Origin of the sequence: Actinomadura fulvescens (assembly GCF_039533225.1) — a bacterium.
Lineage (GTDB): Bacteria > Actinomycetota > Actinomycetes > Streptosporangiales > Streptosporangiaceae > Spirillospora > Spirillospora fulvescens.
Genome location: NZ_BAAATD010000004.1, coordinates 281138 through 295981, shown reverse-complemented (window position 1 = coordinate 295981; position 14844 = coordinate 281138). Strand labels below are relative to the sequence as shown.

The window sequence follows — 14844 nt, the reverse complement described above, 5'->3', positions numbered from 1 at the left end:
CCCACCGTTGACGCCTGTAAGTATCGCGTGACACGGTACGTACAACGTACGTAGGACGTACAACGTACGTCAGCGCCTCACGCGGAGGGTGTGCCCGTGTCGACCCATGACCTCTACACCGAGCCCGTCGACAAGTCCACCTGGCACGTCCCGATGGCCGGTGACACCAGGTTCACCTGGGAGTACGACGACGGCCGCGACCGGCTGCTCGCCCTCTACCAGAAGGGCAAGGACAAGCAGTGGGACTCGGAGAAGCGGATCGACTGGGACCTGGAGGTCGACCCGCACAACGCGCTCGGCGTGCCCGACCAGTCGCTCGCCATCTACGGCACCAAGTACTGGGACATGCTCAGCGCCCAGGAGATCGGTGAGCTGCGGCGCCACTCGGTCTCATGGCAGTTCTCCCAGTTCGTGCACGGCGAGCAGGGCGCGATGATCACCGCCGCGCGGATCGTGGAGTCGGTGCCCGACCTGGACTCCAAGTTCTACTCGGCCACCCAGGCGATGGACGAGGCGCGGCACGTCGAGATCTTCTCGCGCTTCCTCCAGGAGAAGATCGGGATGGTCTACCCGATCAACACCAAGCTGCAGGAACTGCTGAACGAGACGCTCGGCGACTCCCGCTGGGACATGCCCTACCTCGGCATGCAGGTGCTGATCGAGGGCCTCGCGCTGGCCGCGTTCGGCGTCATCCGCGACATCACCACCCAGCCGCTGCCCAAGCAGATCCTCGCGTACGTGATGCAGGACGAGGCGCGGCACGTGGCGTTCGGGCGCCTCGCGCTGCGCGACTACTACAGGCAGCTGTCGGCGGCCGAGCTCAAGGAGCGCGAGGACTTCGTCATCGAGGGCTGCCACCTCATGCGCGACCGCATCCGCGGCCGCGAGATCTGGACCAACTTCGGGATCGATCCGAAGGAGGTCGACCACCTGGTCGAGAACTCCCCGTACATGAAGATGTTCCAGAGCCTGCTGTTCAGCCGCATCGTGCCGTGCGTCAAGGACATCGGGCTGTGGAGCGAGCGCGTCCAGCGGGCCTATGACGACATGGGCGTGCTGGACATGTCCAAGGCCGACCTGGAGGCCCTGATGGGGCAGGACGAGGAGATCGCCGAGAAGCTCGACGCCGAGCGGTTCGCCGCCGAGGAGGCCGGGCGCAGGGCCGAGGTGGACGCCGTGATCGCGGCGGAGGCGTCGGTCTGAGTACCTTTTGCTGAGATCCGCATCCCCCCGGAGGTACTCATGCCCATCGCCCAGTTCGACGGAGCCCTCGCCGTCGTGACCGGGGCCGGCAGCGGCTTCGGCCGTGCCACCACGCTCGCCCTGGCCGAACGCGGCGCGACGGTCGTCGCGGCCGACATCGACCTGGAGTCGGCGGAACGCACGGTCGTCCTGGCCAAGGCACTCGGCGCGAGCGGCGCCGCCTACCAGGTCGACGTCGCGGACGCCGGCGCGATGGAGTCGTTCGCCGCGCAGGTACGGTCCGTCCACCGGGTGCCCGACATCGTGGTGAACAACGCCGGGATCGCCGTGGCGGGCCCGTTCCTGGACACCGGTTTGCAGGACTGGGAGCGGATCGTCGGTGTCAACCTCTGGGGCGTCATCCACGGCTCACGGCTGTTCGGACGGCAGATGGTGGAACGGGTCGGCAGCCTGCCCACCAAGCCCGACAGGCCCAACAAGGGCGGGCACATCGTCAACATCGCCTCGGCCGCCGGGTTCACCCCGTCCCGCGAGCTTCCCGCGTACTGCACGACCAAGGCCGCCGTGGTGATGCTGAGCGAGTGCCTGCGGGCCGAGCTCGCCGCGTCGCGCATCGGCGTCACCGCCGTGTGCCCCGGCTTCGCCAGCACCAACATCGCGCGCAACGCCACGTACGTCGGCGTGAGCGAGCGCGAGCAGGCGCGGCTGCGCGAACGCGGCCAGCGCGCTCTCCAGCTGCGCCGCTACCCGCCGGAGAAGGTGGCCGAGCGGATCGTGGAGGCGATCGTCAAGAACAAGCCGCTCGTGCCCGTCAACTTCGAGAGCCACCTGCTGCACGCGATCTCCCGAGTCTCCCCCGCCTCGCTGCGCCTGCTAGCCCGGATACCCGCACCGCTCCGTTAGGAGGCTTCCGTGCCTTCCTCCGCCGCCGTCACCGATCGTCCCCCTTCCTGGACCGCGCAGATCCGCTGCAAGGACGGGAACCACACGCTGGAGCTGACCGACCGCGAACTGGTCGCCGAACGCCTCCTCAGAACGTCCCGGAAGCACTCGTTCGACCCCGACGTGGACGTCGACTGGGACGCCCCGCAAGATCCCGATCGGTTCTACATGCCCCCACAGCTGGTGTCGCTCTACGAGACGCCGCTGTGGGAGGGACTGACGCACCGGCAGCGGGTGGAGCTGAGCAAGCAGGAAATGTGCAGCATCGCCTCGTTCGGGATCTGGTCTGAGCTGCTGCTGATGCAAGGCCTCATCCAGCACGCCTACCGCAACCGTTACGACAGCGGACACTTCGCGTACGCGCTGACCGAGGTCGCCGACGAATGCCGGCACTCCAAGATGTTCGGGCAGATGGTACGGACCTGCGGGCTCAAGACCCACCGGGTCCACCGCGTTCCCTTCAGCGTCGGCAAGGCGGTGACCGCCGTCTACGACCCGATGCCGATGTTCGCCGGAGTGCTGGCCGTCGAGGAGTTCACCGACGCCTTCCAGCGGCTGACGTTCCCGGACGAGGAGATCCAGCCACTGATCCGCCAGGTCACGCGTATCCACGTGATCGAGGAGGCCCGGCACATCAAGTACGCGCGCGAAGAGCTCAAACGGATCGTCGCCAAGGCTCCGGCGGTGCGGCGGCGGCTCGCCGCCTACGGCCTCGCACAGGGGCTCCGCCTCATGAGCGGGCAGGTGATCCACCCGTCGTGTTACCGGGCGGTCGGGCTCGACCCGGCGCTGGCCCGCCGCGTCGCCCGCCACAGCCCGCACCGCCGCGCCACCATGGCATGGTCGTTCCGCAAGTGCACGGCGTTCTTCGAAGAGGTCGGCTACCTCGACGGCGCCGCCCGCGACGTCTGGGTCAAGGCCGGTCTGCTGGAGGGTTGAGCGAGCCGAACAGCTCCGAGGCGGGGCGCTCCACCCGCGGCACGTCCAGCGGATGGTCGAGCAGGGCCAGGCAGGCGCCGTAGCCCGGGCCCGGATCGAGCGTGTACATGGCCATCCGGCCGGGAAGGTCGGGCCGGCCGTCCCACGCCACCAGCCGGGGCGCTTCGGCGGGCGGCGACATGTGCAGGCGCGTGAGGGCCTCCCGCAGGCCGTCGCCGGTCGCCTTGAGGGCGGCCTCCTTGCGGGTCCAGTAGGCGAGGAGCGCGCCGTGGCTCATCCCCGCGGCCGCGGCGTCGGCCTTCTCGGCGGGGGCCAGCAGGTGCCCGGCGATGGTCTCCGTCGCGCGCCCGGCCTCCTCGACGTCCACGCCCAGCGGGCCGTACGGCGAGACGGCCACCGCCACCCGGTCGCCGGAATGCGAGACCGAGACGTGCGGGCCGCCCTCGATGACCGGGCGGCCGTGCGGCTTGCCGCAGTCGGAACACGCCCGGTCGATCGCGACGCGCTCCGGCGATAGGCCGCGGGCCCTGCCGACGGCGATCCTGGTGATGGCGACGCCGAGGGTGAACCGGTCCCGGTCGGCGTCGCGCAGATACCGTTCCCGGCGCCCGCGTTCGACCGCGTCGAGGAGGCCCGCGTGCTCCGGACGCACATCCCCAAGGGACGCCCACCAAACCGCAACCGGTTCCACGTTCTCTCCGTCCAAATCAATGACCTTCCCGGCGAACCCCACCCAACCACCCTTTGTCACATTAAGCGATCGCGTCGGCGGCCCGGTGGAGGCATTTCCTCTGGTCCGTCTAATACACCACTGCGGGCCGCGGAGTGGTGGTCCACTCCACGGCCCGTCCTCTGCGGATCTCCACCCGTCCCGGGGACCGCTACACCCAGGACACTCCTACCGGTTGCGCGTACACGCCGTCGACCTCCTCCTCCCCACGGGCCGACCGTACCGAGCACCACCCTCCCACGGGACGGGCCGGTACCGCCCTCCCCTATACCGAAACACCCTAGGAGCGAATGACAGCGCTTATCCCGCGTTCGGCCGAATACGGTCAGAAATGATTCAACTGATACCGGCCAGCACTTCTCGCGCGACGTCCGTGGCTTTGGCGAGACATGTTTGCTCACGCGAATCCGCTTCACTTTTACTCTCGGCATATTCGCTGTAACTGACGGCTATCACCGTATTGCGAAGGCGCACGGTGACCTGTCCGACGACCGTCGGCTGCCCCTTGTCCACCTTGAACCAGCGGAACGCCTCGTCACCGAGCCCGCGATGCGGTTTGAGGCTCACGGTCCGTTCGAGCGAGGGCTTCCGCGCCTGCGTCCACTGGGCGTCGTAGTAGCCCTTCGCGTCGTCGACCGGCGACTCCGACCTTTCGGGAGAATAGAGATGCGCTTCCACGCGCAGCCAGCGCGAGTCCGCCCCGGCCGAGACGTAGGTGCAGGTGGTGAGGGTGCTGTTGCGGCTCTGCTCCTGGCGGCGCGCCCCGGGAATGAGACGGCGGACCGTGCCCCGGTCGACCGTGGCGCAGGAGTCGGGCAGAGCGGTGATCGGCGGTGCGCCCGCGGCGGGCGGGCCCGGCGACGGCGCGGACGTCCCGGCGGGCGGTGACGGTGACGCCGACGGCGGCCGGGAGGTCTCCGTCGCCCCTCCGCCCGTGGGCGCGGGAGCCGGGGACTGCCGAGCCCGGTCGCGTTCGTCACCGCCCGGCACCAGGACGAAGACCACGGCCGCGGCGATCGCGGCCACCACCGCCGCGGTCACCACGGCGGCGATCCGCGGGCGGCGGACCCGTGCCGGCGGATCAGGTGCCGAATAGACGCGCTCGAAAGGCTCAGGCGGACGTGGACGCCCCACTCCCCGCTCCTCACTCCCCGACGGCCCTCTCCACGAAGGTAATCGGGTGACCCTGCCCGTGGCCAGCGGCCCCGGTGAAGGAGCGTGTCAGACCCTCCGGACACAATGGGACGCGTGCTGCTCGCGGAGATCGCCCGTACGTCCGACGCGGTGGCCGCCACGTCGGGGCGCAAGACCAAGGTCGGCCTGCTCGCCGGGTGCCTGCGTGCCGCCGGTCCGGACGAGGCCGCCGTCGTGGTCGCCTACCTGTCCGGTGACCTGCCCCAGCGCCAGATCGGCGTGGGCTACGCCTCGCTGCGCGACGTGCCCGGGCCCGCTGCCGTCCCGTCGTTGACCGTCGCCGAGGTCGACGCCGCGTTCACCGAGATCGGCGCCGTCGCCGGCAAGGGCTCGGTCGCCCGCCGCCGCGAGCTGCTGGCGGCCCTCCTCGCCCGCGCCACCCACCCCGAGCAGGACTTCCTGATCCGTCTCCTCGCCGGCGAGCTGCGCCAGGGTGCCCTCGACGGCGTGATGGCCGAGGCGATCGCGGCCGCGGCGGAGCTCCCGGCCACCGAGGTACGGCGCGCGGTGATGTTGCGGGGCGCCCTGGGTCCCGTCGCCACCGCCGCGCTGGCGGGCGGGGTCGACGCCCTCCGCACGCTCGGCCTGGAGGTGGGCCGCCCCATCAAGCCGATGCTCGCCGCGTCCGCGCCGGACATGACGGAGGCCTTCGACAAGCTCCAGGGCGGGCGCAAGGGCAAGGGCGAGGGCAAAAGCGAGGGTGCGGGCAAAGACGCGGTCGCTGTCGCGGTCGAGTGGAAGATGGACGGCATCCGCGCCCAGATCCACGTCGCCCCCTCAGGCGTCCGCGTGTTCACCCGCACGCTCGACGAGATCACCGACCGCCTCCCCGAGGTGGTCGAGGCCATGCGCGCGCTGCCGATCGAGACCGCCGTCCTCGACGGCGAGCTGATCGCGCTCCGGCCGGACGGCCGCCCCCACCCGTTCCAGATCACCTCGGCGCGCACCGCGACCCGCACGCACGGCGCCGGCTCGGTGCCGCTCTCGGTCCTCCTGTTCGACGTCCTCCACCTCGACGGCGACGACCTCCTCGACGCCCCGTCCGCCGACCGCCACGCGGCGCTGGCCCGCATCGCCCCCGAGGGCCTCCGCATGCCCCGGATCGTCACGGCGTCGCCCGGCGAGGCCGCCGAGTTCTTCGCCGAGTCCGTGGCGCTCGGCCACGAGGGCGTCGTGGTCAAGTCGCTCGACACCCCCTACACCGCCGGCCGCCGCGGCGCGGGCTGGATCAAGGTCAAGCCCCGGCACACCCTCGACCTGGTCGTGCTGGCCGTCGAGTGGGGCCACGGCCGCCGCCAGGGCCTGCTGTCCAACCTCCATCTGGGCGCCCGCGATCCCGAGACCGGCGGCTTCGTCATGCTCGGCAAGACGTTCAAGGGCCTCACCGACAAGCTGCTGGCCTGGCAGACCGAGAAGCTGCGGGAGCTGGCCGTCCGCGAGGACGCCTGGACCGTCCACGTCCGGCCCGAGCTCGTCGTCGAGATCGCCTTCGACGGCGTCCAGCGCAGCCCCCGCTACCCCGGCGGCATCGCCCTGCGCTTCGCCCGCGTGCTGCGCTACCGGCCCGACAAGTCCGCCGCCGAGGCCGACACCATCGACACGGTGCGGGCCATCGCGCCGGTCATCGACTGATCCGCGCGTCCGGCGGCCACAGCACCAGCCGGGCGACGCGGCCGGGGTCGGCGAGCACGTCGATCTCGACGATCCTCCCGTCCGCGACGGTGAAGGCCAGGACCGAGTACGGCCGGCCGCCCACGGTGGAGACGACGCCCGCGGCCCCGTTCACCAGGGCGGGCGTGGCGGCCCGGGCGACCCGTCCGAAGGTGAGGGCGCCCCGGGCCACGGCCGCCGCGCCGCGCACGACGGCCAGGGGTCTGCCCTTGCCCGTGTCCGAACGCAGCACGACGTCCGGATCGAGGACGGCGACCAGCGCGTCGAAGTCGCCGTCCCGGGCGGCGGCGAGGAACGCGTCGACGACCTCGCGCTGGCGGGCCAGGTCGGGATCGGGAGCCGGGGCCGTGCCCTGGACACGGCGGCGGGCGCGGCTGGCGAGCTGGCGCGCGGCGGCCGGGGTGCGCGTCTCCAGCACCACCAGCAGGGCGAGGCCCACCGAGTCGGCGAGCACCGCCTCCTGCTCGGGGTCGACGCCCTCCTCCGCGCTCACGATCGGGTCGGGCAGGCTCTCGGCCAGGAACTCCTCCCGCCGCGCGGTGCGCGAACGCAGCATGTCCAGGCACACGCGGGCGACGACGGTGGTCAGCCAGCCGCCCAGGTTGCCGATCCGGCGCGCGTCGGAGCGGCTGAGCCGCAGCCACGCCTCCTGCACCGCGTCGTCGGCCTCGGTGAGCGAACCGAGCATGCGGTAGGCCACGGCCCGCAGGCGCACCCGGTCGGCTTCGAAACGTTCGGCCAGGCAGTCGAGGTCGTTCATCGGGCGAGGTCGTTCATCGGTCACTCCCCGGTCAGGTCCCGTCATGGGTCTGACGGACCTGATCAGGTGTTTGTGACCGGACGCCGCGCACCTCCGGCACGGCCTTGCGGCGGTGCCGCAGGTCGAGGTCGTGGCGTCCCGCGATGAACTCCTGGACCCAGATCTTCCCCTTGATGAGCGGACGCCGGAACCGTTCCTCGTGCCACTGGGCGCGGCGTGCCTTGCGCGAGCCCGGTACGTACCGCCAGCGGGCCCAGGGCGAGCCGGGGCGGGCGAGGCGGACCGCCCCGATGATGAGGATGAGCGGGACGAAGAGCCCGAGCAGTCCGGTCCAGATCTTGCCTTTGAGCAGCGTGACCACGGCGAGGGCGAGGTTGGCGATCAGCGACAGGAGGTAGATGGCGACGAGGACGGTGTGGTTCTCCTCGCCCCCGGGATCGGGCCTGATGCCCTCGAAGCCGAGCGGCCGGATGCCGAGCAGGAGCAGCCCGGTCACCGCGATCGCGACGAAGACGGCGTCGACCGACGCCCGGCCCTTCTCGGTCCAGTAGACGTCGCTGAGGTGCAGGATCAGCGCGAACTCGTCCAGCACCAGCGCGGAGCCCATGCCGAACACGATCGCGACGACGACGTGGAAACCACTGTAGGTGTCGGGGACGGCCAGGCTGGCGACCCCGCCGACGAGCATCAGCACCACGCCGAAGACCACATGGTGGATATGGAGATCACCGGCCTTGACGTTCTTGAACCACCAGCGCACGTCGGACCGGATCAGCCGCACGTTCACCCTGGTCAGAACGAACATCACGATGAACGCGGCGAAGAACGAGAAGAGCGGCAACCTGCCCGTCTCCACGATCCGGTGCGTGAACAACTCGACCATGAGACCCCCGTCCTCCCATCATGCCCTGTGACATGCGGGGATATCGTGAAAAGGGTGCTGATCAGGCGTAACCGGGGAACGACCAGAAGGAGGCGGACATGACCCGCATCGTGGACCGCTGGGACCCGGCGGGTCGCGCGTGGATCTCCGAGGCCATCCGCAAGGTGGAGGCGGACGCCAACCGTAGCGCCGACACCCACCTGCACGTGTTCCCGCTGCCGCCCGAATGGGGCATCGACCTCTACCTCAAGGACGAGTCCGTGCACCCGACCGGCTCGCTGAAGCACCGGCTTGCGCGGTCATTGTTCCTGTACGGGCTGGCGAACGGCTGGATCCGCGCCGGAACGACGATCATCGAGGCGTCCAGCGGGTCCACCGCGGTCAGCGAGGCCTACTTCGCCCGGCTGGTCGGGCTGCCGTTCATCGCGGTGATGCCGGTGACGACCAGCCCGGAGAAGATCCAGCTGATCGAGTTCTACGGCGGCCGCTGCCATCTGGTCGACGATCCGTCATCGATCTACGACGAGTCGCGGCGGCTGGCGCGCGAGTGCGGCGGGCACTTCATGGACCAGTTCACCTACGCCGAGCGCGCGACCGACTGGCGCGGCAACAACAACATCGCCGAGTCGATCTTCGAGCAGCTCGCGCTGGAACGCTTCCCCGAGCCGTCCTGGATCGTGGTGGGCGCGGGCACCGGCGGCACCTCGGCCACGATCGGCCGGTACGCGCGGTACCGGCGGTTCCAGACCCGCGTCGCCGTGGTGGACCCGGAGGGCTCGGCGTTCTACGGCGGCTTCGCCGACAACGACCCGTCCCGTACGGCCGCGGGGTCGCGCATCGAGGGCATCGGGCGGCCGCGGGTCGAGCCGTCGTTCCTGCCGACCGTGATCGACCGGATGATCCAGGTGCCCGACGCGGCGTCCGTCGCGGCGATGCGCTGGACCAGCGAGGTCACCGGGCGCAGCGTGGGCGGCTCGACCGGCACCAACATGTGGGGTGTGGCAGGGATCATCGCCGAGATGCTGGCGCGCGGCGAACGCGGCAGCGTGGTCACGCTGATCTGCGACGGCGGCGAGCGCTATGCCCACACCTACGGCTCAGATGCCTGGCTGGCAGAGAAGGGCCTGGTCGCCCGGCCCTACCTGGAGAGCCTGCGGGCCTTCCACAAGACCGGCGAGATGCCCGTGGAGCTTTGAGACCCCGTGCTCTGAGACGCCGTGCTTTGAGGCAGGGTCTAGCCGGTGATCTTGATGGGGTTGACCAGATCGGCGTAGATCAGCAGCCCGCCCATGACGATCATGATGACGGCCATCACGTACGTCAGCGGCAGCGCCTTGGCGACGTCGACGTAGCCGGGGTCGGGACGGCCGGCGAGCCGGGCGAAGAGCTTCTTCACCGCCTCCAGCAGCGCCCCGGCCATGTGGCCGCCGTCCAGCGGCAGCAGCGGCACGAGGTTGAACAGACCCACCGCGAGGTTGATCGAGCCGAGCAGCCCGATGAAGATCGCGATCTTGCGCTTGGCCGGCCAGTCCGAGGCGGCGACCTCGCCGCCCATGCGGCTGACGCCGACCACGCCGACCGGTCCGTTGGGGTCGCGCTTCTGGTCGCCGAACGCGGCCTGCCAGACGCCCACCATCTTCTGCGGCATGCGCACCAGCGCGCCGGCCGTGTGCGCGGTCATCGACCCGAACTGCTCGGCCACCGCGACCGGCCCCTGCCGCTCGTAGGTGTACTCCTGGAACGGCGTGATGCCGAGGAACCCGACCGTGACGGTCTTGGACTCGTCCTTGAGGTCGGGCATGCGGTTCTCGATGATCGGGACCTGCAGGTTCACCTGCCGCCCGCCGCGGTCGACGACCAGCGGCACCGTCTTGCCCGCCGAGTCGCGGATCAGCGTCTGCAACTGGGTGTACGACTCGATCCGCTGACCGGCGAACGAGACGAAGTGATCACCGGGCTTGAGGCCGACCTTGGCGGCCGGGGTGGGCGTGGCGCCCGCCGGGCACTTCGCGGTCGCCTGGGCGGCCGGGACGACGCACGCGCTGACCGTGCTGACGACCGGCCGGGCGACCCGGTTCTCCTGGCCGATGCCCATGAGCAGGATCGCGAAGAAGAGCACCGCGAGCACCAGGTTCATCGCCGGGCCCGCGAACATGATCGTGAGCTTCTGCCACCACTTCTTGGCGTAGAAGACCCGGTTCTCGTCGCCGGGGCGGACCTCCTCCAGCGCGGCGCCGCGGGCGGACTCGATCAGCCCCTGCCACGGCCCGGTGCTGACCTGGCGTACCTGGCCGGGGGCGTCGCCCTTGCGCGGCGGCAGCATCCCGATCATGCGGATGTAGCCGCCCAGCGGGATCCACTTGATCCCGTATTCGGTCTCGCCCTTGGTCCTGGACCACATCGTCGGCCCGAAGCCGACCATGAACTGGGTCGTCCGCACGCCGAACTTCTTGGCGAACGAGAAGTGCCCGAGCTCGTGCAGCGCGATGGACCCCATGAGGCACAGGAAGAACCCGAGCACACCTGCCACCCAGAGCAGCCACTCCATGCGTGCGAGTCCTCCTCGTGAGTCCGGCCGACTCGTGATCTCCAGCGACCCGTTCAGCGTACGTCATGGCCGGAGCCCGCGACCGCGTACGAGTTCACTAGGCGAGGAAGCCGCGCAGCAGGGCGGCGGTGCCCTCCAGGTGCTCGGCGACGGCCCGGCGGGCGGCCTCGGGGTCGCGGGCCAGGATGGCGTCGACGATCGCGGCGTGCTGGACGGCGGCGTGCTCGATGTTGCGGCGCAGGACCGGGATGGCGTTGAGCAGGTCGGTCACCCGCATCCGCGCGTCGGTGCAGGCGGCCGAGAGCAGCTCCGAGCCGGTGAGCTCGGCGATCGTGAGGTGGAAGATCGTGTCCAGCCGCCGGTAGTCCGCCGCGTTCGCCGTGTCGACGGCCGCCAGGGCGGCGCGCAGGCGGGCCCGCTGGGCGGGCGCCAGGCCCGTGGCGGCCAGGTGCTGGGCGGCTCCGGTCTCGACCGCCATCCGGTAGGTGAGCGCGTCGGTGAGCTGCGCACCGCGCCCGGCCGCGACCCGGGCGAGATCACCGCGGCGGGGCCGGGGCGGCCGGTAGATCACGAACGTGCCGCCCGCGCGGCCGCGCCGGGACTCCACGTACCCCTCCTGCTGGAGGGCCCGGATCGCCTCCCGCAGCGTCACCCGGCTCACGCCCAGCCGCGGCGCGAGCTCGCGCTCGGGGGGCAGCCGCTCGCCGTGGCCGACCACGCCCAGCTTGATGACCTGGAGCAGCCGCTCGACGGTCTCCTCGAACGCGTTCCCGGCCCGGACGGGACGGAAGACCGCGCTGATCGCCGCGTCGGCGCCCGGCTCGTCCCCGGGCTCGGCCGTGGGCTCGGCGGCGGGCTCGGTGCCGGACGCGCGCGAGGACTCCTCGGTGTCGCTCAGCATCGCCGCCCTCCGCCGCCCCCGCACGTCGCAGGCCACGTTACAGGTCAGTTTCGCGTCGCCCCGGACCTTGACGCGGCCGTGCCCGTCACCACTAATGGTCTGACATTAGCCCGTTTAGGAGGCGCTCGTGAGCATCGACGAGCACAAGGCGTCCTCGCCCTCGCCCGGTCCCCTCTCCGAAGACGAAAAGCGGCTGCACGAGCTCGGATACGCCCAGGAGCTCAGCCGATCGATGTCCGGCTTCTCCAACTTCGCGGTCTCGTTCACCATCATCTCGGTGCTGAGCGGCTGCCTGACCTCCTACACGATCGGCCTGTCCGGCGGCGGCCCGGTGGTGATCACCTGGGGCTGGCTGTTCGTCGGGATCATGACGCTCCTGGTCGCGCTGGCCATGGCCGAGGTGTGCTCCAGCTACCCCACGGCGGGCGGGCTCTACTACTGGGCGGCCAAGCTGGCGCCGTCCAACAGCGCGGCGTGGTCGTGGTTCACCGGCTGGTTCAACTTCATCGGCCAGGTCGCGGTGACGGCGGCGATCGTCTACGGCTCGGCGGCGTTCCTCAACCCGCTGCTGGACCTGCAGTTCGGGTACTCGGTCTCGCTCGGCCACACGTTCGTCCTCTTCAGCGTGATCCTGGCGGCGCACGCGCTGCTCAACCAGTTCGGCGTGAAGCTGGTGGCGCTGCTCGGCAACGTCAGCGTGTGGTGGCACGTGCTCGGCGTCGCGGTCGTCGTCGGGGTGCTGGTGGTCAAGCCCGCGAGACACCAGTCGGCGGGGTTCGTGTTCACCGAGTTCGTCAACGGAACGGGCTGGCAGTACGGCTGGTACGCGGCGCTGATCGGCCTGCTGCTCGCCCAGTACACGATGACCGGGTACGACGCGTCCGCGCACATGACCGAGGAGACCCGGGACGCCGCGCGCAGCGGCCCCAGAGGCATCGTCAACTCGGTGCTGGTGTCGGTGATCGCCGGCTGGGTCCTGCTGCTCGGCGTGACGTTCGCGATCCAGGACTACGACCGGTCGGTGGCCGGCGGCCCGGCGGAGATCTTCGTCGCGGCGGCCGGGGAGACCACCGGCAAGCTGCTGATCCTCATCTCGTTCGTGGCCCAGTTCTTCTGCGGCATGGCCTCGGTCACCGCCAACTCCCGGATGATCTACGCGTTCTCGCGGGACGGCGCGCTGCCGTTCTCGGGGCTGTGGCACGCCATCAACAAGCGCACCCGTACCCCCACCAACGCGATCTGGCTGGCGGCGGGCGGCGCCTGGGTGCTGGCCCTGCCCGCGATCTGGAACAAGACCGCCTATCTGGCCGTCACGTCCGTCGCGGTGGTCGGCCTGTACATCGCGTACGTCATCCCCACGTTCCTGCGGCTGCGGCAGGGCGACCGGTTCCAGCGCGGCCCCTGGCACCTCGGCAGGTGGGGGCGGCCGGTCGGGATCGTCGCGGTGGCCTGGGTGGTGTTCATCGCGGTGCTCTTCATGCTGCCGCCCGCCAATCCGGTCACCAGGGACACCTTCAACTACTCGCCGGTCGCCGTGCTCGTGGTGCTGGGCGGCGCGGGCCTGTGGTGGCTGGTTTCGGCACGCCGCTGGTTCACGGGCCCGAAGGTGCAGGGCAGCGCGGCCGAGTTGGCCGCGATCGAGGAAGACCTGAAATCCGTCGGCTAGTCCGGCCAACCGAAAGGCGATTCCGTGCCCCCACCGGTCACCCTGGAACAACTGCGGGTCGACGCCGAGGCCGGTCACCTCGACACCGTCATCATCGCGATCACCGACATGCAGGGCCGTCTGCAGGGCAAGCGGCTGTCGGCGCGCTACTTCCTGGAGGAGGTCGCCGGGCACGGCTCGGAGGGGTGCGACTACCTGCTCGCGGTGGACGTCGACATGAACACGGTGGACGGCTACGAGATGTCGTCCTGGGACCGGGGTTACGGCGACTTCGTCATGCGGCCAGACCTGAGCACCCTGCGCCGCCTCCCCTGGCAGGAGGGCGCGGCGCTGGTCTTCGCCGACCTGGTCTGGGCGGACGGCGCCCCGGTCGTCGCCTCGCCGCGGCAGATCCTGCGGCGCCAGCTCGACCGGCTGGAGGAACGCGGCTGGGGCGCGTACGCCGGGACGGAGCTGGAGTTCATCGTCTACCGGGACTCCTACGAGCAGGCCTGGGACAAGGCGTACCGGGACCTCACCCCGGCCAACCAGTACAACGTCGACTACTCGCTGCTCGGCGGCGCGCGGGTCGAGCCGCTGCTCCGCAGGATTCGCCACGGCATGACGGGCGCCGGGATGTACGTGGAGTCGGCCAAGGGCGAGTGCAACTTCGGGCAGCACGAGATCGCGTTCCGCTACACCGGCGCGCTGTCCACCTGCGACAACCACGTGCTCTACAAGACCGGCGCCAAGGAGATCGCCGCCCAGGAGGGCATGTCGATCACGTTCATGGCCAAGCCGGACGAGCGGGAGGGCAACTCCTGCCACATCCACCTCTCGCTGAGGGAGGCCGACGGCACGCCGGTGATGGCGGGCGACGGCCCGTACGGGCTCTCCAAGATCGGCGAACACTTCATCGCCGGGCAGCAGGCGGCCCTGCGCGACTTCACCCTGCTGTACGCGCCCAACATCAACTCCTACAAGCGCTACCAGCCGGGCTCGTTCGCGCCGACGGCGATCAAGTGGGGGGTGGACAACCGCACCTGCGCGCTCCGGCTCGTCGGCCACGGCCCGTCGCTGCGCGTCGAGAACCGTGTCCCAGGCGGCGACGTCAACCCCTACCTCGCGGTCGCCGGGCTGATCGCCGCCGGGCTGCACGGCATCGACAACGAGCTGCCGCTTGAGGAGCCGTACACCGGCAACGCCTACACAGCGCCTCAGAGTGAAAGTGAAGCGGAGACCGTCGCCGGCACGCTCCGCCATGCGGCCGACGACTGGAACCGCAGCCCCTTGGCCCGGGAGGCGTTCGGCAAGGAGGTCGTCGACCACTACGCCAACTACGCCCGGGTCGAGCTGGACGCCTACGACCGCGCGGTCACCGACTGGGAGCTGCGCCGCGGCTTCGAGCGCCTGTGACCGGGATTCGAA

At 70.6% G+C, this 14844-nt stretch carries 13 protein-coding genes; 7 read left to right on the top strand and 6 right to left on the bottom strand.

Features of this window, described 5'->3' with window-relative positions; all coding sequences use genetic code 11:
* The first annotated feature begins 96 nt into the window (after positions 1 to 96).
* Genes ABD333_RS17120 through ABD333_RS17110 form a run of 3 tightly spaced genes read left to right on the top strand, consistent with a single transcriptional unit; the run spans position 97 to position 3084 of the window.
* Positions 97 to 1203, top strand: a complete 1107-nt coding sequence (locus ABD333_RS17120) for a ferritin-like domain-containing protein (RefSeq protein WP_344542029.1) — start codon at positions 97 to 99, stop codon at positions 1201 to 1203.
* Between the two features lie 39 nt (positions 1204 to 1242).
* Complete coding sequence (locus tag ABD333_RS17115; protein ID WP_344542027.1) at positions 1243 to 2106, top strand: SDR family NAD(P)-dependent oxidoreductase; 864 nt, start codon at positions 1243 to 1245, stop codon at positions 2104 to 2106.
* Between the two features lie 9 nt (positions 2107 to 2115).
* On the top strand, positions 2116 to 3084 hold the full coding sequence (locus tag ABD333_RS17110; protein WP_344542025.1) for an AurF N-oxygenase family protein: 969 nt from the start codon (positions 2116 to 2118) through the stop codon (positions 3082 to 3084).
* On the opposite strand, the gene ABD333_RS17105 is transcribed toward ABD333_RS17110, so the two are convergent.
* Positions 3059 to 3736: a 4'-phosphopantetheinyl transferase family protein gene (locus ABD333_RS17105; protein WP_344542023.1), complete on the bottom strand. Its 678-nt coding sequence runs from the start codon at positions 3734 to 3736 to the stop codon at positions 3059 to 3061. The two genes, ABD333_RS17110 and ABD333_RS17105, sit on opposite strands and share 26 nt — an antisense overlap.
* A 414-nt stretch (positions 3737 to 4150) precedes the next feature.
* A complete protein-coding gene (locus tag ABD333_RS17100) occupies positions 4151 to 4948 on the bottom strand; it encodes a hypothetical protein (RefSeq protein ID WP_344542021.1) in 798 nt (265 codons plus the stop codon).
* Between the two features lie 114 nt (positions 4949 to 5062).
* Between ABD333_RS17100 and ABD333_RS17095 the strand changes: the two genes are divergently transcribed.
* Complete coding sequence (locus tag ABD333_RS17095) at positions 5063 to 6640, top strand: ATP-dependent DNA ligase (protein ID WP_344542019.1); 1578 nt, start codon at positions 5063 to 5065, stop codon at positions 6638 to 6640.
* On the opposite strand, the gene ABD333_RS17090 is transcribed toward ABD333_RS17095, so the two are convergent.
* Positions 6630 to 7439 (bottom strand): sigma factor, encoded by an 810-nt coding sequence (locus tag ABD333_RS17090; RefSeq protein WP_344542017.1) that lies wholly within the window; start codon positions 7437 to 7439, stop codon positions 6630 to 6632. The genes ABD333_RS17095 and ABD333_RS17090 overlap by 11 nt on opposite strands.
* Before the next feature lie 31 nt (positions 7440 to 7470).
* Positions 7471 to 8322, bottom strand: a complete 852-nt coding sequence (locus ABD333_RS17085; protein WP_344542015.1) for a hypothetical protein — start codon at positions 8320 to 8322, stop codon at positions 7471 to 7473.
* 98 nt (positions 8323 to 8420) lie between these two features.
* Between ABD333_RS17085 and cds1 the strand changes: the two genes are divergently transcribed.
* Entirely contained in the window at positions 8421 to 9518 is a 1098-nt protein-coding gene (gene cds1 / locus ABD333_RS17080; RefSeq protein WP_344542013.1) for an L-cysteine desulfhydrase Cds1, read from the top strand.
* A 38-nt stretch (positions 9519 to 9556) separates the two neighbouring features.
* Here cds1 and ABD333_RS17075 read toward each other — a convergent pair whose 3' ends face one another.
* Both ABD333_RS17075 and ABD333_RS17070 read right to left on the bottom strand, forming a co-directional pair.
* On the bottom strand, positions 9557 to 10870 hold the full coding sequence (locus ABD333_RS17075; protein ID WP_344542011.1) for a M50 family metallopeptidase: 1314 nt from the start codon (positions 10868 to 10870) through the stop codon (positions 9557 to 9559).
* A gap of 97 nt (positions 10871 to 10967) precedes the next feature.
* Positions 10968 to 11771: a FadR/GntR family transcriptional regulator gene (locus tag ABD333_RS17070; RefSeq protein WP_344542009.1), complete on the bottom strand. Its 804-nt coding sequence runs from the start codon at positions 11769 to 11771 to the stop codon at positions 10968 to 10970.
* A 127-nt stretch (positions 11772 to 11898) separates the two neighbouring features.
* On the opposite strand from ABD333_RS17070, the gene ABD333_RS17065 reads away from it, so the two are divergent.
* On the top strand, positions 11899 to 13437 hold the full coding sequence (locus ABD333_RS17065; protein WP_344542007.1) for an amino acid permease: 1539 nt from the start codon (positions 11899 to 11901) through the stop codon (positions 13435 to 13437).
* 24 nt (positions 13438 to 13461) lie between these two features.
* Complete coding sequence (locus tag ABD333_RS17060) at positions 13462 to 14832, top strand: glutamine synthetase family protein (protein ID WP_344542005.1); 1371 nt, start codon at positions 13462 to 13464, stop codon at positions 14830 to 14832.
* Positions 14833 to 14844 lie beyond the last annotated feature (12 nt).